This is a genomic window from Oribacterium sp. C9, from assembly GCF_002007235.1.
In the GTDB taxonomy this organism is placed as follows: domain Bacteria; phylum Bacillota; class Clostridia; order Lachnospirales; family Lachnospiraceae; genus Oribacterium.
Genome location: NZ_MUHW01000009.1, coordinates 47,106 through 73,388, shown reverse-complemented (window position 1 = coordinate 73,388; position 26,283 = coordinate 47,106). Strand labels below are relative to the sequence as shown.

Here is a 26,283-nt window from a genome sequence, read left to right as displayed (position 1 = left end):
AAGAAAACATATAGTTGTACCGGGAAGGGATCACAAAAAATGACAAAATAGCCGGTGCAGTTTGAACTACACCGGCGCTGTTCTTATATGTGCGAATTGTTGACATATAAACATCTCGCCTGACGTTTGACGCTTTTGCCATAAATCAGACGAGATATATTATTAATTAAAGAAATTATGATTGAAAAGTTCGCCAAACGGGTTAAATGGTGAACGTGGAGTAAGTGTTTCTGTTATGATTCTTCGCACGGATTTCAACTTGGCTTCATCATCCTTTAATGCTTCCACATATTTAAGGAGCTTGAACTGACCTTCCATGTCTATTCCCATGCTATCATTGTATCTCTTTGAAATATTACTTATGGAGTCATAGGCCTGTCTCAGGCTGCTTCTGTTTTCAATCGTAGCATTGAGGGCTTTTATGAACTCTCTCTTTGTTGTCATATCAGACAGTTCATAAATTGCTTTTCGATTATCAAAATCCTTATGAGCAAATCCATCTTGAGTTAATGACCAGCCATATTCATCTGTTAACAGGAAAATTGTTTCCGATTTTCCGTAGTAGTACAGTTCCTTATCCTGAATGATAGTTAAAAGTCCTGTATGAGCTTCTATGAAGTAATTCTGTATCAAATTAGAATCATTAAAAGGAAGCTTTACTATGCATAATCCATTCTCGATATGCTTTGAATTTATGGCCATGGTTTCAAACTCATGATATCTGTATTCATCATATTTATATAGAGCAGCTTCCTTGGCCATATCCTTAATGGCTTTTTCAATAACTTCAGTACTGAGTGATCTCCTCTGACCTACTTTTAGCATATCACGGGCATGTCCTATAGCCTGAGCATTCAATAGTTCTTCTCTGGCATTTAGCGGAGACATGGTAAGAGATGCAACCTGAGAAATAACACTCTTATCTTCGGTCTGCAACAAAGAAAGAGTATAGGATGGTTCCTGACCTACGATGCCGACACCGATATTCATGACATTTCGGTAAAGTGAAAGATAGGATTCAATGGTACTGTTCTGCCAGGTAATATCACCTCCGGTGGTGTCCGGATCGATCTCATAAAAATGCACACTGGAATACATCGAGTAAGCATTCTTAAGCATATCGTATGCAACCTTGTTGTATAGGTTATTTAAGGCAATGAAAATATTGACCTTTTTACCCTCCTGAATGTGCTTGACAAAGTCTGTTCTAAGCTTTTTGTCATTACTGTTCAGAATCTCATTTGCAAGATCATCCATGTCGATCTCGATGTCAGGCCTGCTCTTGATGTAGGCGTACAGGTCAAGCCCTGTCTCGGGAACAACAAAATACTTTGTCCCTTTATTTCTGGACTTCTGAAGATCACTTGACAAAATTGCCATCATCTTTTCGATTTCTTTTTTATTATCAGGTGAGGTGTATTCACAAGATAAGAAATCTGTCACCGTGGCATCTTTTCCGTTCATTGAGGTGACAGACATGATCAATGTTTTGTTAGGCTCATTATCTTTTGTGCTTATAGATGAATTAGGGCCAAGTGAACATAAAAGTCGGCGCTCCAATGAACAGAGCTCCATGGTGTACTCCTGATTATTTCCGCTTACGGCTTTGCCTCCGCTGGTTTTGGTGGTTGTATTATCACTGTTCTTTTTATCAAAAAAACTCATCATATTCTCTTTTTTAATTTGAAAGGTTTGCCTAAGGCTAAAAAAGTCTAATGTGCAGCATATTATAAATTTAATTATACGATTTTTTCGACTTTTTTCAACAACACCAAATTATATATCCTGAAAATACAGGCATATGTTTTTTTCTGATGCCATGAGCCTTATCCTGTAGCAGGAATGTTTCCAGGTTTCACCGAGACGAGGATCAGTTATTGGCAGTTCTTCTATTGAGATATCAGAAAAGCCAAAGGCACAGATCTTCCCGATGTTACCGATATGTATTACATGTTTATTATCGACGATTTTTTCACAAATATTCTCTACTACCGGCTTTTCGTAGCAAATTAAATTTTCCACGAAATTCAGTTTTCCATCGTAATGATCTCTCAGCACCACTGTACTGCATTCATATTCTTCATCAGTAGACGGATGGTTTTTGCCACAGGAGTCCTTATTAAAAATCACAGAACGCTCAAGTTTTCCATCAAGCCCCGGATATGCCTCCTGAAGCTCCATGGAAATCGACGCCTCAGATTCATTCTGCTGACATACAACATTTACAGCAGCATACTCCTCTCCCGCATGCTCCATCAGGAGTGTCCCCTCGCTGTCATAAAAGCTTGGAAGATTGTGGTATTGTGACTGCATGGTCCATATATCATAACGATCCTTGGAAAAGGTTTTCTGAGTATAACTTCCTACACCGAGATCTATGATGAATGGCTTATTGTCTTTATAAAGTATAAAGCTTCCTACATCGTTGTGATTGTGGGAGTCTCCGTTGTCACCGGCCTTTACCGCAAGGACATAATGGGAGTCACGGGTCACCATGAGTCCGGTGCTTGGAAACCAGGCATCGTTATGCTCCAAACAGTCTTTATCCTGCGCCATCATCGCTCCATGGCACTGAGCGTTCAGAACGTGATACCAGAGGTTCTCTTCCGAAGGATTCAGACGTTCCTCCCAGGATTCAGATCTGTAATCCGTTGCAGCAAAATCCATCATAGCAGTATCATGAACAAATGCTCCAAAGAGATATTCTCTTGCACCCCGTCTTCCTGCTTTGGGCGAACAGTCTGCAAAATTTATATAAAGTTCACCGCCCACATGAACCTTCATGATGTACGTGGCGATATTATGGATCAAAGTCTCGTCTTTTTCCAAAGAGCTATACTCTAAAGGAGATTCACTTTCCGTTGCATGAAGCATCTTCGACTTTTGTGAAATACTTTTCAGTATGCTTAGGCATCCGAAAAGACAGAGCCCCGCGTGACTGTAATACTGGGCTCCTTCATCACAGCATCCGTCCTCCGCATATTCCGAAAGGAAATGATGAACTGATTTCACGGCTGATTCATAAATTTGTGACAGTTCTTCATGACTTGGATGCCAATGCTCTGTCCGCCAGTCAGGTGGCTCGACTCTTCCGTTTCTATCCCGTAGCTTCACAGCTATTTCCCCGGATGACATCCTTAGGTTGCTGTAAAAAGATGGATTGGACGATGTCTCATCAAACTGTTCGTTTATAGATGCACTTTCATCCTTCGGGATGATTTGTTTTAAAGAAGATACTGCTGCAGGTCTTGTAAAAGCCGTTAACAGCACATTCTGTGTTATCCAGGGAGTCCAGTTACACATAGGCTCGAGACCGTTACCCATCCACCAGAAATGAAATCTGAGATATGGAGATATAACTCTTTCGTGAAGAGCGTTATCTATAGCAGTACATATAAAAGGGCTCTCGGATAAGAGTACCGGGCGAAGCAGAGACTCTGCCACGGAAAGAATAGCTGATGTTTCCCCGGCAAAGAGGTCAACCACAGGTCTTGAGGTGTCAGGTATAGTGAACTGCCTGGTATCTCTTATATAGCTGTTGTGGGCGGGAAGACACCAGGTTGTCTCACCAAGTATCAGATAGATTCCGTCTATTATTTTTGTCAGGAATCTGCCTTTATTTTCTATGCACTCCCCCATAACGAGAGCAGTAAGTATCCTTCTGCGTGTAAAGAACTTATCCTCAAAATAGGTTCTGTTACCATCATGAGAAAATCTCAGGTAGTCAGACATCAGTATCTCGGGCCAGCTTTTTTCTGCGGCTTCTTCCGCCAGCTTCAATCGTTCCTTACGGTAATCATCAGGCAGCCCATCCCAGAAGGAACGGTCATTGATATCAGGAAGATTTAAAGGGTTAAATCCGGAAAAAGCTCCTTTATCGCCTGAATTTAAAGTTTCATTTAAAGATCTCATAATTTGCCTCAGTTCCAAAAACCTTTATCTGTGTAAGTGCCGGGAAAGGACTCGGATCCTGAGCCTTTATAAGCTCGCCCAGAGTGAGCCAGGTCACATTATCCTCCGAGAGCATGTATTTCTGTGCACTTCCATCCTCTCGCTTTTCCAGATGAAGTATCTTCCTTTCTCCGGTTGAGAAGCTGAGGGTTCCCTCTGTCCACCAGTTGTCGTGAGGGAAATCACAGCGTTCATAGATCCATATCTCCCTGATATTTACGGGACGCCCGAAATCAAGACGGAATTCTGCATCCGCACGGCAGTTGATACCCCAGGACTCATAGGGCCACTCTCCGTGGGAACCGTGGGCAATGTTTCCGTTAATAGCATTGGCGGCAGCAAAGACTGATTCACCTCGGGTTTCGATGTTTGCACTGGCATGAGGATATACACCTATATCATCATGGGGATCGAAGCTGTTCTCCGAGAGATTTCTGTATGTCATGACTTCATAAGACTCTGCTCTTCGGATGCTTACCACATGGCGGTTTCCGAAGAAAGTAAGAGGATTCAGATTCTCCCTCTTTTCATAAAACGGAACAGGATAAAGCAACTCGTCTTTTGTGACATATACCACAGAAGGAGCCAGTACGGCATCGAGTTTAAAAACATAGAACCTGTCAGGTTCAAGATCTGAAATATGGATCACATCTCCCTTTCTGTATTCACCATCAAAAGAAAGAGTCACCTCTTCGGCTCCTTCCTCTGCATATTTAGGTATATGGTCCCAGTCGTTGTATATCGAAATCTTCAAAGCAACCTCCAGAATATATAGAAATACAGGGCAAAAAAACTGCCCTGTTATATGACACTTATATCATCATAAAATGGGCAGTTTTTTTATACCATGTAAAATTTTTTCTAAATAATGTTAATTATTATGTTGCTCTGATGGGAAGGCTTTGTTCAGAGCCGGAAGTCATGGATAGAATTATGCAGTATTTTAACCGGCAAAGATTATTCCGTCAAAAATCTGCTCTATATCAGTTCCGTCCACAGTCTGTGGCCAGTCGGAATTTTCTACATAGATACGGGCGAATCTGCCGTCTTCTGTTTCTGCGTCTACCCAGCTGTAGCCGTTGGTGCGCTTTGGCTTAAGGACAGCTCCTTCAGGAAGCTTTTCATCCTTACCGTTATCGATTCCGTCTCTTGTGAGATCATCCATGATACTAAGTGTCAGAGGCTTCTTGAGCTTAAGCTCGATGTCAGTCTGTATCCACCACTCCTCGGTCTTTGGCAGAGGTCTTCCGTCTGAATCAAGCTCATAATGACGGAAAATGGTGTAGGTGCTTAAAAGAGCCGACCTTGTGTACATGATGAAATCGTCCGGATCGACAGGAATCGTGGAATAGAATGAACCATCCATGCTATCCTCTACCTTAAAGGCTTTATCGCCGTTCAGATCATAGATGCTGGTAAACTCATAGTCATTATCCGATTTGCTTCGAACAAAGAGGAAGAGCTTTTTGTCCTGATACATGAGGTAAGGATAGATACCATAGGTGTACTGGATAGTATCGGTAAATTCTTTTCCATCGAGAGTTATGGTGATGTCATAGCAGTCATCCATGTACTCGCCCTGAGAAGGTTCGTAGTCAACAGTAAGTGTCTTTACAGAACCATCATCTGCTTCAAAGCTGTAAGGTGTTCTGGTGCTTACTGCAAATGCAAAGTTATCTGCTGTTTTCGTGAATCTCTCGTCTATCAGGTCTCCATATTCCTTGAAGCTGAGCACAGACTCCTTGGGACCTACAGCATAAGATGCCAGCTCGTATGCTGCAAATGATACAACAAGTGAGTCGTATGTCAGATTGAAGGTGAGGGTGAGACCGTCCTTTTCATCATACATGTCACTGAGAGTACCCTTCAGATCAGGATCGAACAGTTCATTATCCAGATCCGGATAATCTTCGTGAAGCTTTTTGTCAACGGCATCGATGAAAGCATCCTTGTCAGTTACAACATCAGATATCTTAAGGAGCTTTCCTGTCTGGGAATCGATGTTATAACTGTCAAATGTTGTGTTTGGATGAGGACCGTTCATCTCGAGGTATGTAGTGTCAAATATACTGAAGACTACAGAATCTGAACGGGTAACGGTCGCATCCATATCTACAGCGTAATAGTGATCATAGGAGTTCTCCGAGTTATCTTTAAACCGCTCATCTTCCTCAGCGACCTCACGGCATTCTGTCACAAAGGATTTGAACTCTTTTTCCTTAGCTCTCGTATAGTCCAAAAGACTGGCAGACAGTTTTTCATATATATCATCATATTCCTTGAAATCACCATCTTCGTAGAATCCCAGTCTGATCGAAGGATAATGTCCTATAGCGATAAGCTTTGAGTCTGACTCTGCTTTCGGATCCTTGTACACATAATCGTAATTTGGTTTACATTCAAAGCTCAGCTGCTCGATTTTTTCGGAAGAAACGGGAGTTTTGTTTTCTTCCGAAGATTCTGTCTCTGCAGCAGTCGATTCTTCGGCCTCGGTTCCTGACTGTGTAGTCTCCGGTATCCCCGGTATGTTCTGAACTCCGCATCCGGAAATAAGCAGGGCTATACACGAGGCGATTGCCATCCTTCTCAAATGTTTTCTCATATTTTCCATCCTCCTATACTAACGATAAAACTATATCATCAAAAGAACTTGAAGTGATTTAGAAATTACTTTAGAAATGTTTACAAAAGAAGAAAAATCCTCTACGAGGACATAGCCCGCAGCTTAGCTACGGGCTATTAAAGAAGGGGTATAAATATTTATGAAAGAGTGGATGTTAGGGTGCATCCGCTTTATCATCTGCCTTGCATTCTGTCAACCAAAGGCTCGATCTGTTCGAGAGCATTGTTCAGATCCTCAAAGACGAAGCCCTTCTTGGTGATGTTGGTCATCATGGTCTGAATGTCAGCTTCAACCTTGTCGTAATAAACACCGGAATCACGAACGTTGTTTGCGACGATGTCTATATTCTGGTTACAATCATCAAATACCTGAAGCATTTCCTTGTTTCCGTTTGCGATGTCATCGGAAACAGCATTGATACTGTCTACAACCGCATCAGTTTCATTTACCTGAGTCTGAGATTCGTCGATCGCAGCCCTTGTGTTAATGATGGCATCCTTCAGCTTCAAGTTGTTGGAATTAAGATCGTTCATACTCCTGTCGATGGAACCGACGATCTCCTGAATGTTTTTCGAGAGCTTGTTGACTTCCGTAGCAACTACAGCGAAGCCCTTTCCGGCCTGTCCCGCTCTTGCAGCCTCGATGGAAGCATTGATAGCGAGGAGGTTTGTCTGGCTGGCGATCCTGTTGATGGCGCCTACGTTCTTGGAGATTTCTGCGAAGCTCTTCTGGAATTCTTCGAATACCTGTTCAACTGCAGAAATGGTCTCATAAACGTCGTTGGACTTCTCTCTGACCATGTCCATACTGCTGTGAGATTCCTTGACTGTCTCCGCCATCTTGTTGATGATACTGTCGAAGCGGTCAACGATTTCCTGTACTCTCGAAAACTGTGTCTGGAAAGAGTTCACGGATTCGGAGATCTCATCGGATTTCTGCCGTACTATGTCGAAAGAATTCTGAATACCCAAAAGATCATCAGAGGTTTTTGTTTCTTCGTTCTGAAGAAGAATCTTCTGCTTAAGTGCGTAATCACCTATGGATCTCAATCCCTCCAGCTCGTCTGTTTTGAAGGATGTGTTTGAAGAAACCGTATAGTTTGAGCTCTGATTATTTTTTCCTAAAGCAAACATCGTACATCCTCCTTATCAATCAAATACAGCAACGACCATGGTCTGATTTACGTGCTGATTATCTATCTGTTCGCCGCCGCCTATATTGCCGATATGCGGTCCCAAAGAAGCCATATTCTGAAGGAGCGTGCCGAAGAAGCCATTGCCGGTATAAAGAAGATATCTGTAGATACAGTTAACAGATATAAGCAGTGAAGGTTTGTGAACCTCAGAAAGAATCTCTCTTACTGTCTCCTTGTTGATGGTGTCATAATCATTTAACTTGAGAATGGATACGGCATCGTTCACGTTAAGTCTCTTAAAGAATGTAAGTGAGTTTCCGTCCTTCAATTCCTTTTGGGATGCGATAAATACCTGATCTCCTACGATACGACCGAAGGGGTGTTCGAGAACGCTGTCTACAACCTTATCAACAGGTACCTGCATTTCGTTGCTGTAGACATTGGCAACAGGTCTGTGATCTACCTCGTAAACCTGCTTATCCTTGAGGTTTACCCTGGTTACCTTGTGCATAGGATGACCATCCATGGCACCATATGCTATCTCGGAATAAACCCTTACTCCGCCGTTTGTATTCTTAAGGAGCATATAGGCACAGGCGTCAGGATATAGCTGTCCGTTTACTGTGACAGCCGGAGTTGCATCAGCAGGATAACCAAATTCCGTTCCTCCGACTACATGGATCCCGGTCTCGCCCAATGCTATATTGAGCGTCGTGGTGAGACGTTCCTCGTCATTGGTACAGTATTCGATGAGAACAGTGTTATCCCTGTTTCCGTTAACGACACGTATACTGTCCTTGAGGATGGAAATGTCTGCTGCCGGGCAGGTTGAAAGATTTCTCATGACTCCAACGTCCAGAACGGCATCTCCGGTGATAGCTGCTACTACGAGGTTATGATCGGAGTACTGTGTATTGAAATAGTTGATCCCGCTGACACCGATGGACTGTGCTTTGGGATACTTTCTCTTTAGGAGTGTCGAAATCTCGGCAAGGCGATCATGATCAGTCATGATGATAAGACCGATAGGATTACTAATTTCACGAGTTGCTTCATCAACTGCGGACCTGGCATCATGATGTGAACTGTAGCCTACTTTACTTTGCATAGAAACCTCCTGAGAAATGAATGACGGGATGGGCAAAAGACCTCATGGCGTCATTCATTAATTATCTTCACGCATCAGGTCGTCAAATAATATGTTATACAAGGAGTTTTGACGACACTCTCACTGTAAATCACATATGTTCTATCGGCAGATTCAAATAAAAATAATACCTATTTTGAAAAAAATTCACGAAAATCTCCAAAAATAAGGAAAAATTGTCGGTTGGAAATAAAAAAGACAGGCGCTCACGATCCCTGTGAACGCCTGCCCCTTTTCGGTAGAATATTTCTCGTTAAGGCAGTGAACTCTGCCTCATAAAAATAATCCCCGAAACAACAAATCTCCTATGCAATGGCATCAAAGTTTGCTCCTAAATCAGGATTCGCGGACTGCTCTAAAAGCTTCAGCATATCCTCTCCTCCTTCTTCGGCCTGATCCAATACCTTTCCGAGTATGGCGGTACCGATGGCAGTGGCCACTTTATGCATGGAAAAATTGGACGCAACCGTAGAAATATTTGAAATAATGTCCATCGCAGTCACCTCCTTGTGACGCTTCTATCGGCGGGAAAATTAAAAATATAAGCCGATTTGCAAATTTATATCATGTTATGATTCGCGGGTTGAAACTGACCACTTATGGCAGTTAATTATTTTTACCGATCGGAAGGTATGGTACCAGTGTTGATGCCAGCTGAGGGATAGGCATTGACTGGATCCAGATCCTGCCCGGACCTGTGAGCACGGTATTGAAAAGTCCTTCGCCGCCGAAGAGCACGTTCTTTACACCCTTGATCATTTGGATATCGATGGAGCAGGTGTTTTCCATGGCTGCAAGGTAACCTGTATCTATGATCATCTGCTGTCCCGGCTGAAGAGTGTATTCCTTTACATATCCGTCGAACTCAAGGAATGCCATTCCGTTTCCGGAGAGCTTCTGCATGATGAAACCTTCACCTCCGAAGAATCCACTGCCCACCTTCTTCTGGAAAGCTATTGAAAGCTCAACTCCGCTTGTGGCAGCGAGAAAAGCACGCTTCTGAGCGATGATCTCCTTGCCGCCACCTATCTCATAGGCTCTGATGGAACCCGGAAAGCTGGAAGCAAATGCGATCATGCCGGGTCCTCCGGTTGCAGTGTAGCGGTTCAGGAAGATGGTCTCTCCTGAAACCATACGACCAAACATCTTTCCGAGTCCGCCACCCTGAGTTGCCATATTCATGTTGTTGCTCATCCATGACATGGCTCCGGATTCGGTGATCATCTCCTCTCCGGCTTCAAGGTCGCATATAACGACTGGAAAAGGTTCTCCTTCGATAGAATATCTCATTTTTTTTACTCCTTTCATGATTAGATTGAACGAACAAAAAATATCAAATACAATTATACAGGACGCCCCTGAAAATGAACATTACAAATGGGGTATTGTGTCTTAAAATTATGCTTTTCGGGATAAGTTTAAACTGATGTACAGTGAGAAGGATCCGGTACAGTTATCAGATACTTGCAGACGATAGTTTTTTTGGAGGTTTAACATGGATTTAGCAAAGATGATAGATCACACTATATTAAAGGCGGATGCCACAACCGAGCAGGTAAAAACTCTTTGCAAAGAGGCAAAGGAATACGGATTTCATTCGGTTTGTGTCAATACCTGTCATATCGATACGGTCGTTTCGGAGCTGAAGGGTTCAGATGTTACCGCCTGCGTTGTGGTAGGCTTTCCGCTGGGAGCCATGATCACTTCGGCAAAGGCATTTGAAGCATCAGAAGCTGTCAAAAGAGGCGCCGGTGAAGTTGATATGGTCATCAATGTAGGCGGTATAAAGGATGGAAACTATGATCTGGTGAGAGATGATATAAGAGCCGTGGTCGAGGCTTCTAAGCCTGCTATAGTGAAGGTTATCATCGAGACCTGTCTCCTTACGGACGAGGAAAAGGTGAAGGCGTGTGAGCTTGCCGAGGAGGCAGGAGCTCATTTTGTAAAGACTTCTACAGGCTTTTCAACAGCAGGTGCCAATGTTTCCGACGTGAGTCTCATGAAAAAGACTGTGGGTGACCGCCTGAAGATAAAGGCAAGCGGTGGAATTCATACAAAGAAGTTCGCAGAGGAGCTTATCGCAGCCGGTGCAGACAGGCTCGGCGCTTCAAGCGGTGTAAGAATAGTGAAATGAAGATGATATAAAAATAAGATACAGACCGTGAATAGCTGTTATATGAAAAAGCCGACGTTAAACAACGCCGGCTTTTTCAGTTAAATCATTTTTAAAGAGCTTCCACCTTTACATAGAAAAGTTTTTTCCTGGTGTGATCATCGAAATTAATTATGATAGCTGTGTCAAAAACAGGTCTCTTACAGGATACGGTTCCGTTTCTGCTTTTTTGATCCTTTTCAAATATTTTCTGATGAAGTGTTCTGTTACTTATTATATTCATACTATTCCAACTCTTTCCTGCTGATCGATATGGATTATCGGACAGATCTCCACATATATCGGCATTCCCCTCTTTAAAGATATTATAACGCATTATGTCTAATTTGCGAAACAAAATAGTGCAAAAATTTATGTGATTTTATAATAATTCTTACGAATTGTGACACTTTTGTGATAAAAAAAAGCGTATATTAGATGTAGACATTTAAAGAATGGATGCTTTGTTTTATTGAAAAAAATCTTAGGGAAAGTAAAGTCTTTTAACCATAACCTGTCGTGTTCTAGGAGGTAGGGTTTTTCAAGGAGGAAAAGGGTGTTATGAGATTTAGAGGGGCTTTTATTTGTGTATACTTGTTTGCCGTTCTGATTGCAGTCGGATGCGGAGTAGTAAGTCAGATCGAATTCAGAAAAAACGTTATAGATAATCAGAAATTCATCTCGGCAGCTGAGTCTGCGGGATTTGATGTGAAGGATGATACTGCGGAGTATACCGGAGTTCATGGGCTTATCAGTGCACTTCGTGCCAGCAGCAGTGACGGAAGAATGGTCTGTCAGTTCTACGTATTTGATGATACTTATACTGCTGACAATGAGTTCGATATATTTAGAAAGACACTTGAAGATACCTATGTCAGCTCAGCCAATGTAAACTATTCCGGCGACAACTTCCTGATATATAAGCTGACAGGAAGAAAGGATTATCACCATCTATGTGCTGTTGACAACACCCTCCTTTATGGAAGAACAGGCAATGAAAATGTGGAAACAGTCCGGGAATTCATAATGGGTGTTGGTTACAATTAGCTTTTAAACTTATAGGGGGAGTTATATATAAAAAGCTGTACTGTCCGGTTTTGCCGGATGGTACAGCTTTTTTGAAATTAAACTCTCAGCTTATCTGCCACCTGATGTGGCTTCCGTTTTCGTCCTTTGAAACCTGCAGCTGGTCATCTATCTCCTGCTTGAGTTCTGAGACATGGGAAATGATACCGATCAGTTTGGAGCCGCTTGCCATCTGTTGAAGAACCTTGATGGCCTGATCCCTGGAATGATCATCCAGTGAACCAAAACCTTCATCTATGAACATCACATCCAGATTTATGGCCGCAGAGCTTTCCTGTATCTGATCTGCCATGCCGAGTGCAAGGGAAAGCGCCGCCATAAAGGATTCCCCACCTGAGAGAGTCCTGATCTCACGAACCTTTCCGGTAACTGTTGAATATACCATGAGGTCGAGACCGCGGTTCTTTCCGGCTCCTGCCTGCTCATCGTCAGTCATACGAAGCTCGTACTGACCTGCGGACATATCCTGAAATCTTGCATTGGCAGCGTAAAGTATTCTTTCGAGATAATATCTCTGGACGAATGTCTCGATATCCATGCGTCCCCCGGTAACCTTTCCTCCCAGACGATTATAGAGGCTGTCGATTCGGTTGAATTCCTTCATGACTGATGATCTCTCTTCCATTTTCGGAGCCAGAGCATCATAGGCTTTTCTGTTTATCTTGAGATCGTCATTCAGTGCATCAAGAGATGTCTTTTCTGCCTTGAGCTTTTCTTCCTGTTGGTCGTATGCAAGCTTCAATGCTTCGAGATCCGGCTTTACCTTATCACCGATGGCAGCCCTGGCGTTTTTTATCTGAGCCTCTGCCGCCGCCCTTTTCCTGTTGAAGGCGTCGATCACGGTTTGAAGCCGTTCTGCCTCGGACTGAGGGTGGCTTTCTGTCGTTGACTTCCACTCTTCCTCACTGAGCTTTTTTTCTGCCATGAGCTTTCGATATCCTTCGATACGTGTGCTTAGCTCAGTCTGCTGCTTTGGAAGGTCTTCACGCAGCTGCTCTATACGAGCTGAGGTACCTTCTTTTTCGGCACGGGCATTTTCTGCTGCTGTTTTTGCTTCTTTTGCCAATGCTTCTGCCCTGTCTTTTGTGAGCTCTGCCGCAGAAAGAGTTTCCTTTGCGGCATCCTCTGTATCAAACTCCTTTTGTGATGTAAAACTATCAAGTGCCTGCTTCTTTGCGGCGATATCAGTTTTACTTTCTGTCAGCATATTTAAAGCATCATCTGCTTTTGCCTGCAGTCGGGGCTTCAAAGCGGAAGCATCAGAAAGATTTTTTCTGGTTTCTTCCAGAGTTTTAAGCTGAGTGGAAAGCTCCTCCCCTTCTCTGCTGAAATCCTGCTCCCAAAGCTCCAGCTTTTCCATGGCAGCCTCAACGGAAGTCTCAACGGAAATCTCAGGAAAAAGCTCCTTTATCTTTTTAAGAAGCTTTTCCTTTGCGGCTTCAAATATTACATTCTTTTCCTTAAGGGAGTTTTCTGCTGTGGCTGCTTCTGTGGATGCCTTTTCCATGGCTTCTCTCAGTTTGTCATTGTCCCTTGAGAGAGCATCGATGATTTCTCTGGTGAGCTCCCTGTGCTCATCCGACAGGCGGCATGGAGAAGGGTGCTCTAGAGAACCGCAGACAGGACAGGGACTTCCGGGTTTAAGCTTTTCTCTCGCGATAAATCCCGCCTGAGCATCGAGAAAACTGTTCTGCTTCGTGATATATTCCTCGTTATGCAGATTATATTTCTCTCTGGCTTTTCCGTAGTTTATCCTTGCAGCTTCCACATTTGAGCGCTGCGCATCAACCTCTGAGGAAGTTTTTATAAGCTCTTCATGATCTGAGTGAAGAGCCTGAAGCTCCCTGTTTTTACTTTCCCATATGGCTTTTTTCTGAGGTGTGTCAGAAAGAAGGGTTTCTGCTGTGCGCCATGAGGATTCCTTCTGCTCGAGCTCTGCCAGGGCTTTCTTTGCCTGTTCGTGGGATTTTTCAGCTTCCGTGCAGGTCTTCCCGGCTTCCGTCAGAGCCTCCTCTGCCAGGGCTATATTGTGAAATAACTCCAGAGCCTTTTTGACCTTCTCATCGACCTTGGCATGATTCCTGGTCTCTTTTGAAGCCTTCTCCAGAGCCTCCGCTTCTGCCTTTGATGAAGCAGCCACTGCTTCATCAAGCTTCGGCAGTTTGGCATCAAGCTCCGCCAGAGTCTTTTCTGTATCTGAAATAACTCTTTCCTGATCACATACGCGGGTAAATTCCGCCTTTATTTCGTAGGCTCCTTTTATGAGAGAAATAAGATTTTTTGACTCTTCGATCTGAGCTTTCTCAGCCTCGCACTCCAAAAGAGCTGCCGAAGCTTCCTCAAGCTGTGAGAACGATACGGAAACGGTCTGTCCCTCTGTCAGGGCATCTCGTATTTTATCGCGTTCGGAAGAAAGAACATCATAGGATTTCTGAATGGCTTCATGCTTTTCTGCGAGAAGCTCACAAAGCTCCTTCAAAAGCTCAAGGAACCTTTCCATTTCAGAAACATTTAATCTTTCGGATGAAGTGATACCTTCCTTCAGTTCGGAGAGCTCTGCGGATACAGGCAAAGAGTCAGGAACACTAACGAGCTTTGCATTTGCCTGACATGTTGTGCGTATCCTTGAAATCTCTTCGAGCTTTCCCTTTCTTCTGGTGAAAAGCTCATCCACTATTTTCTGATACAACTCAGTGGCAAAGAGCTTTCGGAATATTATCTTTTTTTCATCGGATCTGGCCCGAAGTAGTTCCATGAATTCTCCTTGGGCAATCATGGCAACCTGCATGAACTGCCCCTTGGTGAGACCTACTACCTCTTCTAGCTTTGAATCCGTTTCCTTCTGCGGGTATTCCGTACCGTCAGGCATGATGAGGGAAACAGACTCGCTGATGCTCTGATCCTTTGCGCCTTTCCTTTTCGCCGGACGCAAATGTCTGGGCACACGACGCACGGTATAGCTCGCTTCTTCTCCGCCCTCCGATTCTGTGAAGGTGAGCTCCACGAAGGGCTCCACATCGAAATCCACATACTGACTCTGTAGCTCCGTTCCGTCCTTTTTGTTGCTGACGGAGCTGGCCTCTCCATAAAGTGCAAAGACTATTGCGTCGAAAATGGTGGTCTTTCCGGCACCAGTGTCTCCCGTTACGAGGAAAAGATTCTGTCTGGTCACGGTGAAATCCACAGTGGTTTTATGTCCGTATGAACCGAAGGCCTGCATTGTTAAAGATATAGGTCTCAAAGTGCATCTCCTCCTTCCTTGACAGTATTTATGACATCTCGTAAGAGTGACTGCTCATCCGAATCCATGTCATCCAGAAACGAACAGCACAGCTCATATGGATCGAGGGCTTTCTCTTCGCTGAAATGAAGCTTGTAATCACTTTTTCTAAGAGTCTCTCTGCGTATCTCCAGAAGATTTGGAAAGGCGTAGCGAAGTCTGTCCTGCATATCGAGAACATCCAGATCCACCTTGTCAGTTAGTATGACGGTTACGAAATCATCGCAGCCCTTTGACAGAACTTCGGTGAGACTGCCCTTTATGACCATCACCTGGCGTATCGGTACCAGAGGCAGAACTTCAGTGCTTCTTTGCCCCTTTTCATCGAGACGCACCCTGATGATGCCCTTTTCCTGTCCTGCTTCCTGAACAGAGCATGCAAGAGGTGTTCCGCAGTAACGGTAGAATTCGCTTCCCACCTTCATTGGCTTATGAATATGTCCGAGAGCTGCGTAATCAAAGGGTTCGAGAACATCAGAGTAGATCTGGTCAATGTTTCCGACGGTGCATATCTCTGAGCCCATACGTTCTATCTCAGACGCATCCTTCCCTGTGGGCAGATAGAACTGGTGGCTCACGAGGATGTTGCGCTCATTGACATTGACATCCTCTCTTTCCAAAAGCTTGTGAAGCGTATCGTTATAGGAAAGGTTGTTTCCGTTCTTGTCTGTACCGACTATGGCCTTCACCATGGAGGGCTTTACGAAGGGAAGAAGGTAGAAATTGACCGGACCGTAGCTGTCCTGCAGAGTCACTTTTTCTATGTGATCCTCCGGCTTCTCAGGCGGGTTTCCTATCATATGTATCTTCTGGCGTTTCAGGATATTCCTGAAAACATCGAGACGTGGAGCGCTGTCGTGATTTCCGCTGATGAGCATGATTTCCGACTGAGGCGCTGCGGCTGTCAGACCTGAGATAAAGTCGTCAAACAGCTCCACTGCTTCTGCCGAAGGGATGGCCTTGTCGTAAATGTCTCCTGCGATGACTATTGCATCCGGCTTATCCTTTTTTGCATATTCGATTATCTTGTCGAGGATATATTTCTGATCTTCCTGCAGAGAGTGATTGATGAGCTTGAGCCCGAGATGCAGGTCTGATAAATGGTAAAAAGTCATGGTACTCCTTCTGTGCCCGTTAGCCGGCATCCTAAAACCGGTGCCGAATGATCGGCTTATCAGGGTCACGCTTTTACCATTATAGCATGAGGAAATACGCGCTTTGACTTTTGACTTTTGATTTTATTCTGAATCGGTGCATCTAAAACTATAAATGTTATTTTGTTGGAGTTATGTAAAAAAGTTTGGCACCACCCGGCACCACCAAAATTAGAAATAAAAAAAGCGGGAAACCTTGAAAAACAAGGATTCCCGTTCTTTACAAATCGTCGGGGTGACAGGATTCGAACCTGCGACCCCCTGGTCCCAAACCAGGTGCTCTAGCCAAACTGAGCCACACCCCGAGCTTTTTGCTGCCCGTTTCAGACAGCTTTGATATTATATAATTCGATATCGGTATTTGTCAACAACAAATTTGCTTTTTTGTCGGCATTGTATGAAAAAGTCTGGCATCACCTGGCACCACTATAACGAAAAATAAAAAAACAGGAACCCTTGAAAAACAAGGATTCCTGTTCTTTACAAATCGTCGGGGTGACAGGATTCGAACCTGCGACCCCCTGGTCCCAAACCAGGTGCTCTAGCCAAACTGAGCCACACCCCGAGCTTTTTGTCGCTCGCTTCAAGCGACCGTTGTATATTACAAAAATTAATAGGTATTGTCAACACTTTTTTGAAAAATAAGAGAAAAGACGAAAATCCATGCCGTATCGACGGAAACATGAATCTTCGCCTTTTTAAATCATCGGAGTGACGGGATTTGAACCCACGATCTCTTGGTCCCTAACCAAGCGCTCTAGCCAAACTGAGCCACACCCCGATATCTAAGTCGCTCATAACAAGCGACCTAGTAATAATACAAAAATATATGTCTATTGGCAATGGTTTTTTATACTTTTTTGATTTTTAGGATTCTGCATTAAGCATTTATATCCCAGTCTCTCACCTCTATCAGAGCAGCTGCAAGCTTTTCAGCAGATCGTTTGAAGATAATCTCACCCTTCTCTGCTGTAGCACCTCTTGGATCACCGCCTATTCCTATAGGCTTTCCATCCTTTGTTCTGAGATCCGAGCCCATCCAGCTTATGGCGGCATCACCGGAGAAGTTCAGTATCTTCTTTCCCTTGTATCCTCCGTCCTTATAACCTGTTTCAGAAAGCTCTAGCTTAACGGTTTCAGGATGGATGGCCATGATCATGGATGTTTCCATCTCTCCCCCATGGAAGTCCCAGTGATTATCAGGACTTATGGTTGCCTGAACCTCCGGATCAAGGAAGGCGCCTGAAGCAAGTACAAATACGAACATCCCGAAATCGTGTCGGAGCTGCCTTGACAGGATATCCGCCATAGGACGGTTTCCTCCATGACAGATCAGGAAAACAAGCTTTTTAAAACCGTGATTGTGTATAGATTCTGCAATGTCATAGAGCATATGGTAGTAGGTGTCAGGCTTAAAGGATATGGAGCCTGTGAAACTTAGGTGCTCTATGGACAGACCGATAGGAATGGCAGGGAAAACAAGCATTGGAAAATCGGGATCCATTGCTTCAAGTTCCCTCTTAACATATCCCGGCATGGCTTCTGCTATCATGGCGTCGGTGCCGAGGGGAGCCTGCGAACCATGCTGTTCGATAGCTCCAAGAGGAATCATAACGATGGTACTCTCCTTATCGACAGCCTCCATTTCTTTTCTTGTTAAATCTCTGTAATTTTTGATCATAGCTACTCCTGAATAAGGCGAATGTCTCACTGATGGAAACATTCGCCTTTTAAAAACTGTTATTTATGCGTTAGTTGTCTTCATTGATCGAAAGCCCGGAACAGAAACTCTGAGTCTTGTGAAAAGAATATATGAAAGAGTATAAACAAGGCTTAACTTGATAAGGTTGAAAGGAATAGTCGCGAGAATGATGAATGTTGGGAGGTTCTTGATGAACGGATTCACATTAGCTACCATAACCACAACATCATCAACGCTTAAGCCCATAGCCGCTGCATACATAGGAAGTGTGATGAAAGCATTGCAGAAGCACATCCATGCTGTACGGATGAAAATGTTGGCGATCAGTGCGATAGCGATGCCCTTATCTGTCTTACCGGTCTTCCTGTAAAGGAACCATAATGGGAAGATGAAAAGGAATGCGCCGAGAATGTTGGAAACCTCACCAACATACATGCTGTTTGTTCCGACGGTGATGAGCTTGATTACAAGCTTTGCGATCTCAACGAAAAGACCGGATAAAGGTCCCATGGTGAAAAGTGCGATCACACTGGGAACATCACTGAAGTCTATCTTGTAAAAAGGCGGGAAGAAAGGAATGCTGAACTCGAAAGACATGAGCACTCCCGCAAGGGCTGTAAGAAGTCCTGTGTAAACCAGTTTCTGAACATTTAACTTATTTGACATGATGTTGTCCTCCTTTTAATTGAAATGTCTGCATGGACCCGAAAGACTCCAAAGGCCAAGGCTGACATTTCCGGTATTGATCTGAGGAAACAAGCTCTTAGAGATAGATGACTTATCGTGAAAGGTTACCTTTTCGATTATGCGTCGGCATTTATATAAAATAAAAAATCTCAGTACCTGTTCGGGTACTGAGATAAATGATCGCGTCGTCACGTTTCTTCTCTCATCCAGACTTTACTGTCGGTACCGGAATCACACCGGTTCATGCACAAAGGCTCGCGGACTATACCGCCGGTAGGGAATCGCACCCTGCCCCGAAGAACTTATTTCTTTTTCTAAGCCTAGACTATCACGTGGCAGAGAGACTGTCAATGACTCCATATCCATTTTTTGAGATAAGTGTCATGACGGGTGACAGATACCTCATAAATCGACACCAATCGTAGAATAAATGTAAATTTTACGGGGGAATTTATGGAATATAATAATCGTAGAGGTGCGAAGCACATAACTTTCCGGTATTTGACGATCCTAAGACAACTTTTAGCCGGAGGATCCGTGTTTTTATCGGATGATGAATCAGGAAATAAAGGATTACCATGAGAAAAGATATAAATAAAGTTTTGAGAATCATGCTGATGAGCGGATTTATGGTCCTTGCATCAGGTACCGTTTCTTTAGCGTCGGTAGTAGAGGTTTCCACATTACCGGGAACATCAGAGACCACCTTGGTTTCGCAGACTTCAGCAGCGGGGAACTATGTAAATGCCACTGCGTCGTCATACAACAACGTGAGTACTGCTGCAACACCGGTGGTGACAGCTGTGAATGTTCTTCCAGATGGCGGTCAGGGCTCATCAGCTGCCGATGCCGGCTCTAATGCTGTAAATGTCTCATCCATCACAGTAAGTACAGTTTCGGCTCCTGTTATCACTGCTGCATCTGCTATTGATGCAGGTAATGCGGCTGATGTGACAGTCGGTTCAGTAAATACGACATCAGCACCTGTGATAGATGCTGTTGGAACTATCGATACCTATATACAGTCATCCGGCAGTTCAGCATCCGCGTATGTCACCGCTCAGGCTGTGGCAGCATCTTCATCGGCAACTGCCGCTCAGAGCTTGACAACACCAGTTGTTGAAGCAGGTTCGAGCAGTGCATATACTGTTTCTCAGGATTACACAAGCTCTGAGGTGGGCTTTTGCGTATTGCTGGGCTCCTCTCCTACAGGGATTTTTGGTTAAATCTGAAAATACGGTTAAAAATAACTCCTGTCAGTTGGTTTAGGCTAAGTTGCCTGACCAACTGTCAGGAGTTTTCAATTCATGGAATCAGTTTGAAGTGATATAAAAACTGTATCCTCCGGTTGTCATGCTGCTTACAGCATCCGGGCTTCCGGAATCTCCGATACAGTATGAAGCATTCGCCTTCTCGTCCTTCCAGAGGATAATACCGGACGTATCTTCAGGCTCACCGAACAGATTTTTCAGAATCTGAGTCAGTTCATCCTTTGTTGAAGAGATGGAGCCGGTATCGATAGTCACTCTTTCGAGACCGGAAGCACTGACATGGAAAATAACCGGTACAGGTGAATCAAAGGTCAGTAAATAGAGATGCCCTTCATAGGTTTCATTTCCGTAGGCATCCGTAATGCCCGTGGCCTTAAGGGGTGTTCCGAAGTTCTCGGAGATTTCCTTTAAGGAAGCGCCGCACATGAAGGAATCCCTGTCCTTTCGGAATGAACCGGAGCTGTAACGGACCTTTTCATCAGAACTAAGTGTTCTCAGGGAAGCTGCAGCTCCTGAATTCTGTGATCTTATAAGCTCATTAACAGCATCAGAGATGATGGCGGCAGCATCTGCTATCTCATCCTCATTCAGTTTATCAAGAGCTTTGGCGGCATCCGCCTTTTCCACATATGCCTGTTTGAGAAGTACTCCAGATACCCCCTTCACTTGAAAGGCTGTATCTAAGCTTTCCTTATTCTGCATTATGTTTGCCTTCTGACCGGTCATACGTTTCAATGAAGAACCGATAATAACAGAAAGTGGATTGTCAACTCCGTTTGAAGTAGATGTTTCAAAACCGGTGTAATCGGAAAGTCCGGTAAGATCAAAGGAAATATTTCCTATTAACCGTTCTTTTTCAGATTCTGTAAGAGAGTCAATATAGGTATATGCGCCATCCTGCCCGCCTCTTCCATCAGTGAGGACAAGAAATCTGATCTCGGCAGCGGTGTTTGTTTTCTGTGATTTCTTCGCCACTGATTCCAGCACGGAGATATTGGCGGCATCATCCGTAAAGCCTGCTTCAGTTCCGTCTGAATCGAGTGAAGTGCTGATAAGAATGATGTCAGAATCGGCATCGGATGCCGATTTTGCCGCACTGAGATTTCGTACAGTGAAACTGCCGTCTTTATCATTTCCCACAGAGGAAGTGAGCTCCACAGAGTATCCGGCATCTGAAAGCCGCTCTGAAAGTGCTTCGAGCTGAGCCTGCAGATTGGAGTTGTCTGCCGCACCTGCAGTATCGAAGACTGATGAAACGGATTTGAGAGAGGACCTGACCTCCTTCAGGTAGTCCGAGCCGTCTATTCGGATGTGCTGGTACAGAAGTCTCGGAGCCAGCAGAACGACCGCGATGATGAAGGTTTTCACACCGGAACGGATGTAAGGCTTTTTCTTATACAAAAAGCCATGCACGAACTGCATGGCACTGTAAACCATGATGAGCACCCCGACTACGTATATAAACAGTAAAGGGATGTCGATGGGATCTTTTAATAAATTGGATAAATTCATGTGTTTTATTTCTGCATCTTCTTAAGTGTGTCAACCATGTCTAAGTCATCCTGCAAAACCCTGAAATTTGTTGTGACAGGAGCCTCGTCAGGTTTTGTAACAGTCATTTCGATAACAGAACCTACAGGAATGTTTGAAGAGAGCTCGTGATTTAAAAATGCCACTACCTTCGGGTGGTTATTCTGGAATTTTCTAAGTATGCCCCCGATTTTGAGCATGTCTGCCGGATTGATCATAATTACCTCCAAAATTAAGTTGAGGGACAATGTTTAGCCCTCGCAATATGGGCAGAAAGCAAGACCGTCTCTATCAGGAATATGGTATGAAAGGACATCTCGAGTCTGCACTCAATTATAATAATCTAAAACACCATATCCGGAAAGTCAATTGCCATGCCTTACAAAGGATAACGGTATAAATTATGACCCATAAAAGATTATCGTATTCGCTGCTTGTTCTCCCTCTCCAGTGTGAACCAGAAATCCACTCCGGTACGGGTGTTTTTCGCACCACATTTCTGATGATGTGCTGAAACGATGGCCTTTACTATACTGAGCCCTAATCCGCTTCCGCCATAGCTTCTGGTGTGAGCCTTGTCCACCTTGAAGAACTTCTCCCATATCTTCTGGAGATCCTCCTCAGGGATAGGTTTTCCTGTGTTCGTCACATGTATGGAGACGATGTTGTTGGGCTCTCTCTGTGAGTAGATACTGATATTATTCGGCTCCTCAAGATGATGCAGGGCGTTGTTCAGATAATTCGTGATGATCTGCTCTATCTTGAACTCATCTGCCCACACCATGGTGCCCTCGGGGATATCGACCTCCACATGGGCATCCTGCTGTCTAATGAGTATGTCGGATTTAGTGATGACGCCCTTTACTACATTTGAGATATCGAAGAGTGCAAAATCAGGAAGATCCTTGCCCTGCTCTATGGAGCTAAGGTTCATGAGCTCGTGTACGAGAGTATTCATTCTTTTTGCCTCATCCACGATGACACCGCAGTAATAGGCTCTCGATTCAGGATCGTCCGCTAGACCTTCATTGAGACCTTCCGCATATCCCTGTATCAGAGCGATGGGGGTCTTAAGTTCGTGGGAAACATTGGCAACGAATTCCTGCTGACGTTCCGCATATTTAGTTTTATTCTCTATATCCGATTGCAGTTCGTTGTTTGCGGTCTTCAGTTCGGCAATGGAATTTTGCAGACGTTCTGACAGTGTGTTCATGGAATTGCCGAGGACGCCTATCTCGTCGACGGAATCACCGGTATATCTGGCACTGAAGTCCTGCGCGGATATCTTCTCACTGAGTCTCGCAAGCTGGTTTATGGGCTTTGTTATCTCACGGCTCATGAAATAAACGATGATGGAGCCTCCCATCATGGCGAAGATGCCTATGAACAGGAGGAATCTGTTAAAGAAGCTCACAGACTCACGAAGGCTGGAAACCGGCATGGACATGATGAAGCAGGTAGTGTTGTCCGAGAAGTATCCCCAGCTTTCCAGATAGGTATTCTTGGAAATGTTATCGGAGGTCTTCTCTATGGAATAGTTGTTAAAGCATTTCACTATTTCTGCTGTTGAGTGAGTTCTGTTTCCGAATATATACTGGTTCAGCTTCCTGGACTGAAAGTTCAGGTCTCCGAAGGTGGAGAAAATAGTGTCGGTTCTGGTATCGAGGATCAGAACATTGATATTGTAGGTCTCTGACAGGGTCTTCAGGTAGCTGGTTCCCTGGGTCTCAGTGCTGGGATCCGCTGTATCGTAGTTCAGCGGAAAAAGTGTTGACACAGACTGATCATTTTTGGAGGCGGTATCTATCATATGGTCCAATGTCTCGTACGCGATCTCCAGTGTAGCTATTTTCTCTTTCGTATAATATCGCTCTAAAAGAAATGTGTTCACCAGAAGTATGGCTGCAAGTATGGCGGCGATGATACAGATAAAGATACAGGTATATCGCCATTTTATGCTTTTTTTCAGTATCGAAGGTTGCTTCATGTGTGGGTTTTTCATATCTTTATGCTTCAAATTTGTAGCCCATGCCCCAGACTGTCTTTATGTAGTCTCCCTTTGAGCCCATCTTTGCTCTGAGCTTCTTCACATGGGTGTCAATGGTTCTGGCATCACCGAAATAGTCATAGTTCCAGACATTATTCAGGATCTTCTCACGGGAAAGTGCTATGCCCTTGTTCTCTATGAAATATACAAGAAGCTCGTATTCCTTGAAACTGAGCTCCACCTCTGCCCCGTCGATCTTTACAGAGTGGGCAGATTTATCCACCTCTATGCCTCCGATGTTTACGACATCCTCCTGGTTCATTCCCGAACGGCGAAGTATGGCTTCAACTCTCGCTACAAGGATCTTTGGCGAGAAAGGCTTGGAAATGTATTCATCAGCGCCGTACTCAAAGCCCTTGAGCTCGTCCTGCTCCTCGGAGCGGGCGGTGAGCATGATGACAGGTACCTTACTGTGCTCTCGTATGGTCTTCAGCACATCCCAGCCGTTCATCTTCGGCATCATTACGTCAAGGATGATGAGTGCGATGTCTTTGTCCGAGAAGAATTTGTCCACGGCTTCGTCACCGTCACCGGCTTCTATTACATCAAAATCTTTTATTTTTAAAAAATCGGAAATAAGCTTCCGCATACGTTCTTCATCATCAACAACGAGTACTTTTAATCGTTCCATAACTGTACCTCTTATTTCTGTTGTATTCACTTCAGCCCTTCGTAAATGAATCTGCTTGGACTACAATGCTTACTATATCTTTGTTCTGTGAAGTAAATGTGAAATTCTCTCCGGGCTCTTGTTAATGCCACATAAAAGGCACGCCGCTCCTCCTCCAGATCCGCAGGAGAGATGGCTCTGCTGCTTGGAACGATGCCTTCGTTTATATCAATCAGATGCACGATATCAAACTCAAGCCCTTTACTGCCGTGGAAAGTCATAAGTCGTATCCCGTCATGTTGCTCCTGTCTTGTATTCCTAAGTTCATTGCCGTAGGAAGCCACATATTGAAGCCACTTTTTCTTGTCGGGAAAGGCCCTGGAACTTTCTTCTATTTCGTCCATTATATCACGCAGCTTTTCGGGGTTTACATGGTTTTCTTTCTGACAGGCATAAAGATGATCCTCATAACCGATCTTTTTTCTGATGTAAATGATGGCGGCGTAGGTCGGCAGCTTTTTTAAAGTCTTAAGGTCATGCAGCATGGTGTCTATGATCCGCTGCATCCCGGTTGAGCGGCTATAGTAGCTTTTCAGTTTATCAAAGCTCATCTCTCTTCCATCTAAAGCCTTTCTGGAAATGTATCGAAGTGGCTTGTTCATGATTCGGAGAAAATCCGCCCTTGTGCCCATATTCTCCGATAGCTTCAGATAAGAGATAATGTCAAGTGCCTGACTGCATTCATAGATATTTTTGACTTTGTTCTTTAAACAGAAGGGAATCTGATGTCTGGTGAGCTCCGCCGCAAGGGGCTGAACCATCATTTCTGTTCTGAACAGGATTGCGATCTCACTAAAAGGGATTCCTGAGCTCAGTTCCTTAAGGATATTTCTTATGACCTGGGCATATTCCGCCTTCGGAGTTCCTGCTTTGTAATAGAGAGTTGTTCCTCCATGACCGTTTATTGCTTTGATATCCTTTGGAAATCGCTCACGGTTATGGGCTATCATTTTCTTTGCGAAATTAACGATCTCTGATCTTGAGCGATAGTTGTTGGAGAGAAGTATTCGCCTTGTGGCAGGATAATCCTTTTCAAAGCCCAGCATGATGGAGGGCTCAGCCCCTCTGAAACGGTATATGGACTGGTCATCATCTCCTACTATAAAGAGGTTGTTCTCCGGCTCTGCCAGCATACGGACTATGCTGTACTGTACCGGATTTATATCCTGAAACTCGTCTACCAGTATAAAGCTGTACTTATTCTGCCAAAGCTTCAGTTCATCAGGCTCTTTCAGAAAAAGCTCATGACACAGAAGCAGCATATCGTCGAAATCAAGCAGTCTCTGCTCTTTCAGCTCACTTTGATAGGAGGCTATGATGCGATGGAATTTATCATTGTCGATAAGCTTTGATTTAAAGGAGGAGCCGTTCTCACCCATGGATTTGTATTTTGAGATCTCGGAAAGAAGCAGTCTGAAGAAGTCTGTATCGTAGGAACTGTCTATGTGTTCTCTTGCTGTCAGTTCCCGAAGCAGTAAGGTCTTATTCCTGTCTGTGATTATATTTTTGAAGGAAAGATCATAGCGTAGACGCAGTATATAGAAAAATATGGAATGAAATGTGCCGAAGCTGACCTGATTTACGGATTCAGGCAGAAGTTTTTTGAATCTTGCCTCCATCTCCATGGCGGCATCTCTGGTAAATGTTATGACGAGAATCTTGTCCGGGGGGACACCTATAGAAAGAAGGTGCATTATCCTGTGAGTTATGACTGTGGTCTTTCCTGAACCGGGGCCGGCAAGCACCAAAGCCGGACCGTAGATATGATTTATTGCTGTTATTTGTTCATTAGAAAAGCTCATGGCACTAAGTGTACCATGAGCTTTGTCAGTTTCATATAGTCTGAAT

The 26,283-nt window shown here is 44.1% G+C and carries 21 protein-coding genes, 3 tRNA genes and 1 riboswitch; of the genes, 3 read left to right on the top strand and 21 right to left on the bottom strand.

Annotated elements, in window-relative coordinates; translation table 11 throughout:
- Window positions 1-162: 162 nt before the first annotated feature.
- The 8 genes from BXO88_RS07250 to BXO88_RS07215 form a co-directional block, all read right to left on the bottom strand.
- Window positions 163-1,665 (bottom strand): hypothetical protein, encoded by a 1,503-nt coding sequence (locus BXO88_RS07250; protein WP_078037078.1) that lies wholly within the window; start codon window positions 1,663-1,665, stop codon window positions 163-165.
- A gap of 111 nt (window positions 1,666-1,776) precedes the next feature.
- Entirely contained in the window at window positions 1,777-3,912 is a 2,136-nt protein-coding gene (locus BXO88_RS07245; RefSeq protein ID WP_078037077.1) for a heparinase II/III domain-containing protein, read from the bottom strand.
- Complete coding sequence (locus tag BXO88_RS07240) at window positions 3,896-4,705, bottom strand: DUF7402 domain-containing protein (RefSeq protein WP_078037076.1); 810 nt, start codon at window positions 4,703-4,705, stop codon at window positions 3,896-3,898. The genes BXO88_RS07245 and BXO88_RS07240 overlap by 17 nt, the downstream gene beginning before the upstream one ends.
- A 189-nt stretch (window positions 4,706-4,894) precedes the next feature.
- A complete protein-coding gene (locus tag BXO88_RS07235; RefSeq protein WP_078037075.1) occupies window positions 4,895-6,553 on the bottom strand; it encodes an RsiV family protein in 1,659 nt (552 codons plus the stop codon).
- Window positions 6,554-6,747: 194 nt separating this feature from the next.
- On the bottom strand, window positions 6,748-7,707 hold the full coding sequence (locus tag BXO88_RS07230) for a methyl-accepting chemotaxis protein (RefSeq protein ID WP_078037074.1): 960 nt from the start codon (window positions 7,705-7,707) through the stop codon (window positions 6,748-6,750).
- Between the two features lie 15 nt (window positions 7,708-7,722).
- The gene (locus BXO88_RS07225; RefSeq protein WP_078037073.1) at window positions 7,723-8,817 is read right to left on the bottom strand and encodes an FIST N-terminal domain-containing protein; all 1,095 of its coding nucleotides are present in this window, start codon (window positions 8,815-8,817) and stop codon (window positions 7,723-7,725) included.
- Window positions 8,818-9,161: 344 nt separating this feature from the next.
- Complete coding sequence (locus BXO88_RS07220) at window positions 9,162-9,350, bottom strand: putative motility protein (RefSeq protein ID WP_078037072.1); 189 nt, start codon at window positions 9,348-9,350, stop codon at window positions 9,162-9,164.
- A gap of 112 nt (window positions 9,351-9,462) precedes the next feature.
- Complete coding sequence (locus BXO88_RS07215) at window positions 9,463-10,146, bottom strand: TIGR00266 family protein (RefSeq protein WP_078037071.1); 684 nt, start codon at window positions 10,144-10,146, stop codon at window positions 9,463-9,465.
- Between the two features lie 205 nt (window positions 10,147-10,351).
- On the opposite strand from BXO88_RS07215, the gene deoC reads away from it, so the two are divergent.
- Complete coding sequence (deoC, locus tag BXO88_RS07210; protein WP_078037070.1) at window positions 10,352-10,990, top strand: deoxyribose-phosphate aldolase; 639 nt, start codon at window positions 10,352-10,354, stop codon at window positions 10,988-10,990.
- A 91-nt stretch (window positions 10,991-11,081) separates the two neighbouring features.
- Here deoC and BXO88_RS16500 read toward each other — a convergent pair whose 3' ends face one another.
- On the bottom strand, window positions 11,082-11,252 hold the full coding sequence (locus BXO88_RS16500) for a hypothetical protein (protein WP_168171645.1): 171 nt from the start codon (window positions 11,250-11,252) through the stop codon (window positions 11,082-11,084).
- A gap of 317 nt (window positions 11,253-11,569) precedes the next feature.
- Here BXO88_RS16500 and BXO88_RS07205 point away from each other — a divergent pair, with 317 nt between their 5' ends.
- The gene (locus tag BXO88_RS07205; protein ID WP_078037069.1) at window positions 11,570-12,055 is read left to right on the top strand and encodes a hypothetical protein; all 486 of its coding nucleotides are present in this window, start codon (window positions 11,570-11,572) and stop codon (window positions 12,053-12,055) included.
- An 85-nt stretch (window positions 12,056-12,140) separates the two neighbouring features.
- On the opposite strand, the gene BXO88_RS07200 is transcribed toward BXO88_RS07205, so the two are convergent.
- From BXO88_RS07200 to BXO88_RS07170, 7 genes are all read right to left on the bottom strand, one after another.
- Entirely contained in the window at window positions 12,141-15,335 is a 3,195-nt protein-coding gene (locus BXO88_RS07200) for an AAA family ATPase (protein ID WP_139355540.1), read from the bottom strand.
- Entirely contained in the window at window positions 15,332-16,489 is a 1,158-nt protein-coding gene (locus tag BXO88_RS07195; RefSeq protein WP_078037067.1) for an exonuclease SbcCD subunit D, read from the bottom strand. The genes BXO88_RS07200 and BXO88_RS07195 overlap by 4 nt, the downstream gene beginning before the upstream one ends.
- A gap of 269 nt (window positions 16,490-16,758) precedes the next feature.
- A tRNA-Pro gene (locus BXO88_RS07190) sits at window positions 16,759-16,833 on the bottom strand.
- A 185-nt stretch (window positions 16,834-17,018) separates the two neighbouring features.
- A tRNA-Pro gene (locus BXO88_RS07185) sits at window positions 17,019-17,093 on the bottom strand.
- A gap of 141 nt (window positions 17,094-17,234) precedes the next feature.
- Window positions 17,235-17,309, bottom strand: a tRNA-Pro gene (locus BXO88_RS07180).
- A gap of 99 nt (window positions 17,310-17,408) precedes the next feature.
- A complete protein-coding gene (locus BXO88_RS07175; protein ID WP_078037066.1) occupies window positions 17,409-18,209 on the bottom strand; it encodes a creatininase family protein in 801 nt (266 codons plus the stop codon).
- Window positions 18,210-18,272: 63 nt separating this feature from the next.
- On the bottom strand, window positions 18,273-18,896 hold the full coding sequence (locus BXO88_RS07170) for an ECF transporter S component (protein WP_078037065.1): 624 nt from the start codon (window positions 18,894-18,896) through the stop codon (window positions 18,273-18,275).
- 211 nt (window positions 18,897-19,107) lie between these two features.
- Window positions 19,108-19,222: riboswitch (FMN riboswitch) on the bottom strand.
- 273 nt (window positions 19,223-19,495) lie between these two features.
- Between BXO88_RS07170 and BXO88_RS07165 the strand changes: the two genes are divergently transcribed.
- Entirely contained in the window at window positions 19,496-20,143 is a 648-nt protein-coding gene (locus BXO88_RS07165; RefSeq protein ID WP_078037064.1) for a hypothetical protein, read from the top strand.
- Between the two features lie 87 nt (window positions 20,144-20,230).
- Here the strand turns inward: BXO88_RS07165 and BXO88_RS07160 are convergent, their stop codons facing one another.
- The 5 genes from BXO88_RS07160 to BXO88_RS07140 all read right to left on the bottom strand — a co-directional run bounded on the left by BXO88_RS07160 (window position 20,231) and on the right by BXO88_RS07140 (window position 26,237).
- Window positions 20,231-21,700 (bottom strand): hypothetical protein, encoded by a 1,470-nt coding sequence (locus BXO88_RS07160; protein WP_139355539.1) that lies wholly within the window; start codon window positions 21,698-21,700, stop codon window positions 20,231-20,233.
- A gap of 5 nt (window positions 21,701-21,705) precedes the next feature.
- The gene (locus BXO88_RS07155; RefSeq protein ID WP_206099972.1) at window positions 21,706-21,936 is read right to left on the bottom strand and encodes a hypothetical protein; all 231 of its coding nucleotides are present in this window, start codon (window positions 21,934-21,936) and stop codon (window positions 21,706-21,708) included.
- A gap of 200 nt (window positions 21,937-22,136) precedes the next feature.
- Entirely contained in the window at window positions 22,137-23,720 is a 1,584-nt protein-coding gene (locus tag BXO88_RS07150) for a sensor histidine kinase (RefSeq protein ID WP_242945173.1), read from the bottom strand.
- Between the two features lie 4 nt (window positions 23,721-23,724).
- The gene (locus tag BXO88_RS07145; protein ID WP_078037062.1) at window positions 23,725-24,396 is read right to left on the bottom strand and encodes a response regulator transcription factor; all 672 of its coding nucleotides are present in this window, start codon (window positions 24,394-24,396) and stop codon (window positions 23,725-23,727) included.
- 26 nt (window positions 24,397-24,422) lie between these two features.
- Window positions 24,423-26,237, bottom strand: a complete 1,815-nt coding sequence (locus BXO88_RS07140) for an ATP-dependent helicase (protein ID WP_078037061.1) — start codon at window positions 26,235-26,237, stop codon at window positions 24,423-24,425.
- Window positions 26,238-26,283: the final 46 nt, after the last annotated feature.